At 42.9% G+C, this 4075-nt stretch carries 2 protein-coding genes; both read right to left on the reverse strand.

Going from position 1 to position 4075, the window contains the following annotated elements; translation table 11 throughout:
* Nucleotides 1-1371, reverse strand: a 1371-nt coding sequence (locus tag ABZB17_RS21130; protein ID WP_372653381.1) for a beta-N-acetylhexosaminidase, incomplete at its 3' end; no start/stop codon positions are given.
* 57 nt (nt 1372-1428) lie between these two features.
* On the reverse strand, nt 1429-4075 hold a 2647-nt coding region (locus tag ABZB17_RS21135), incomplete at its 5' end, for a glycoside hydrolase family 2 TIM barrel-domain containing protein (RefSeq protein ID WP_372653383.1).

Genomic DNA, 4075 nt, shown 5'->3' on the forward strand with positions numbered 1-4075 from the left:
AATAATATGTTTGGCTTCTTCGGCACTCAATTCAGCAGGAACAGGTTCGAAGTTGTATACTTTTTTCAAGGTGATATTTCCACCAAAAGCTTTTGGCTCCAGTGATGGGTCGCCCTGGTAATAATCAAAGTAACAGTGCGAGGTTGGCGACATTACCACGTCGTGACCGGCTTTTGCAGCTCTAATACCCGGATCGGAACCACGCCACGACATAATGGTTGCTGTCGGATCAAGTCCGCCTTCCAGAATTTCGTCCCAGCCAATCAACTGACGGCCGTTTTTATTCAGAAACTTCTCAATTCGTTTGATAAAATAAGCTTGTAATTCATGCTCGTCTTTTAATCCTTCGTCAGTCATGCGCTTCTGACAGAGCTCACATTTTTCCCATTCGGTTTTTGTGGCTTCGTCGCCTCCAATATGAATGTAAGTTGAAGGAAAAAGGCCCATAACTTCTGTCAATACATCTTCCAGAAAGTTAAATGTTTCTTCTTTTCCGGCACAGAAAATATGCGTGATCGGCCAAACTCCGCCCGGAGGAACCGGTTTGTATTCTCCGGTGCACGAAAACTCAGGATAAGCTGCTAACGCCGACATAACGTGTGCCGGCATTTCAATTTCAGGAATTACCGTAACATGTTTTTTTCGCGCGTATTCAACAATGGCTATTACCTCTTCCTGCGAGTAAAAGCCGCCATATTTTGGTTCGCTTTCTTTAACCGGTTCTTTTCGTGAGCTCCAATCCAGGTCTTCACGGTCGGCACGCCATGCGCCAACTTCAGTAAGTTTTGGGTACTTTTTTATTTCAATACGCCAACCCTGATCATCCACCAAATGCCAGTGGAAAACATTCATTTTGTGCAGCGCGATGTAGTCGATGTATTTGTAAATAAACTCAACGGGCATAAAGTGGCGCGACACATCAAGATGCAAACCACGCCAGCCAAAACGAGGATAATCGGTAATCTCCATGCAGGGCAGTGTAGTGCCATCGTTTGCCGTTAACAGCTGCCAAATGCTATGCATGCCATAAAATAGACCTGCTGTTGTATTGGCATTTAAAAATACGCGGTCGTTTTGAATAGAAAGTGTATAACCTTCGTTGCCGATTTTTGTATCGAGTGGATTGTTGAGCTGGATAAGAATATTGCCTTCTTTCGGAGCTGTTGTTGCAACAAACTCAGGAGTGTTACCTGTCGCGCTTTTTAAAAGATCTTTTGCCAGATCGGAGAATTCTTTTTCAGTTTCATTAGAGGCGTTAAAAAGAACTTTTGTGTTGTAGGTAATTTTAAACACTCCCTCTTTTTTTACCACCGAAACCGGCTTTGGTACGATGTCGGCAGATTGGGCAAAAATCCCCAAACTGATTGTCATGACGACGAATAAAATGATAGCCTTCTGCATTGTTAGTTAAATTACTGATGTTGCTAATTAAAATATTGGCTCGATTGTAAAACTGTACTGGTAATCTTTTGCCGGAATCTGATACTGCTGCATTGGTTGTGCTCCCCACGAATTATCGCCGGCAACACCCATTTGTAGCAGGTCGGTGCAAATAAATACACCGTCTTTTTTCACAATGTCGTTGGTGTGGCGATAGTCGTTCCTGTCTTCCATGTCAAAATCTTCGATAGGATTATGCAGGGTAGAGAAGCCAATTACCGGATTGCCCGATATTTTTAAGCCCAAGCCGTTTTCGTTTCTCAACTCGAACCAGCGAGCATCGGTTTTGTAGCCATTCTCCTGTGGACGAACGTATTTAAAATACTGGTCGGCCACCTTGCTTTCGTAAATACCCACAAAAGCACTGTGGTTGCGGTCGATATAGTTTTCGTGTGGCCCGCGACCAAAATATTTCAGGTTGTCGAAATTCACCGGCATTTCCCAACGCATACCAATTCGTGGAATGTTGGGGAGTTCTACGTTCGACGTTTCAAAAGTACTTGTAACCTCAATTTTCCCGTTTCCATCAATCTCATGAACTACCGACTGTGTTGCATCAATCTTCTCAAAATTGTATTTTGTTGTCAGGTAAATTTTGTTGTCATCAGTTTCAACGGCTGTAACACTTTCGGGTTTTAAGTTCCTTGAAACTTCGCGCCAAACGCCTAATCGACCAAGCATATTGCTGCCTTTATCATTGTCGTTGGCAGGTCGCCAGAAATTCACCTGCAAACCTTTTTGAATCAACTCCGTGCCGTTCATTTTGTACGAAGATATTGTACCTGTTTCTTTGTCAAAGGTAATAATGAATTGCGGTCCTCTAACGGTAAAATTAGTATTAGTTTCTTCCAGTTTCAGTTCCGGCGAAGATGTCTGTGCATCAGCTGTACTTACCATCTCTATTTTAACAGGAAATTGTTCGTGCGCCACTTCATATCCGGCTTTACGGAATGCTTTATCTTCCTTAAGTTTTACTGAAAAATCGATAAAGAATTCATGAGGTTCCGAATCGCTAAATTCAATTTTTATTCCTGAATCAATATCCACATCTGTTGATTCTCCCGGTTTAAGGTTGATATTTTCCAGAACACCGGAGCTATAATATTTACCATCACGAGTGCAAGTCCAGCGGATTTCGTAATTGCTCAGATCGATAAAATCAAACATGTTGGTAATTCGGTAAGCTCTGTCAATTTGCTCTATTTTTACGTTTTGGTAAGCATATTTTACTTCCCACATGGCCGGATGCGGGGTGTAATCAGCTGAGATAATTCCGTTACAAACAAAGTTGTAGTCGGTTGGCATATTTTCGCCATAATCGCCACCGTACGCCCAGAATTCAGTACCGTCGTCCGCTTTTTTTACCAGCGCCTGATCAATCCAGTCCCAAATGTAGCCGCCCTGTAGCTGGTCGTTTCTGTCGCGGTTAAACACTTCCCACAAATCAACCAGGTTACCGTTGCTGTTTCCCATGGCGTGCGAATATTCGCTTGAGATAAACGGTTTAGTCTGATGTTTCGATCCATAATTTTCCAGCGCCTGAACACTTGGGTATTGCGGACAGAAAATATCAGTGTTGTCGCCCATAATGGCACGCTCGTAATGAACGGGACGTGAAGGATCACGTTCTTTTATGGCTTTGTAGACGGCCGAAAAAACTTCACCATCGCCGGCTTCATTTCCCATCGACCAGACAATTACCGAAGGATGGTTTTTATCACGCTCAACCATACGCATATTCCGGTCGACATGCGCCGTTGTCCATTCCGGTTTTTTGGCCAGCGAATGTTCTCCGTAATACATTCCGTGCGACTCGATGTTGGCTTCGTTTGTAACATATAAACCGTATTTATCGCACAAACCGTAAAAACGTTCGTCGTTAGGGTAGTGGCTGGTACGCACCGCATTAATGTTGAACTGTTTCATCAATGCAATTTCCTTTATCATAGCCTCTTCGCTCACTACATGGCCCTTGTATTGGTCGTGCTCGTGTCGGTTTACACCTTTTATGGTAACCGGAACTCCGTTGATATGAAACACTGCATCGATTATCTCAATCTTACGGAAACCAATATTTGAGTTAACGGCTTCAACAGTGGTGCCGTTCTCGTCGATCAGACTAATTACGAGCGTATATAAATTAGGAGTTTCGGCCGTCCATTTTTTTACATCTTTTATTTGTTCTTCAGAAAAATGAAGAGAAGCACTTTCTTTTCTATGGATTTTAACTTCCTGTTCACGGCTCAATAGCGCTGAACCACTTTCATCATAAATACTGTATTTAATGGTGTAGTCTCCCGATCTTAATTTAGAAGTGTGATTGCTCAGATCAACATCAAGACTAAATACTCCGTTTGTGTATTTGCCATCCAAATCGGGTTTGGCAAAAAAATCGCGGATGCGCACTTTTGGTGTAGAATAGAGATAAACATCACGTTCAATTCCGCTTATGCGCCAAAAATCCTGTGCTTCCAGGTATGAACCGTCAGACCAGCGGTAAACTTCGGTTGCCACAATATTTTCGCCTTCCTTTAAATAAGGAGTAATGTCCCATTCGGCAGGTGTTTTGCTTCCTTGTGAGTAACCTACTTTTTCGCCGTTAATCCATAAATAGAAGGCCGATTTCACAGCACCA

The organism is Draconibacterium sp. (assembly GCF_041583095.1).
Taxonomy (GTDB): domain Bacteria; phylum Bacteroidota; class Bacteroidia; order Bacteroidales; family Prolixibacteraceae; genus Draconibacterium.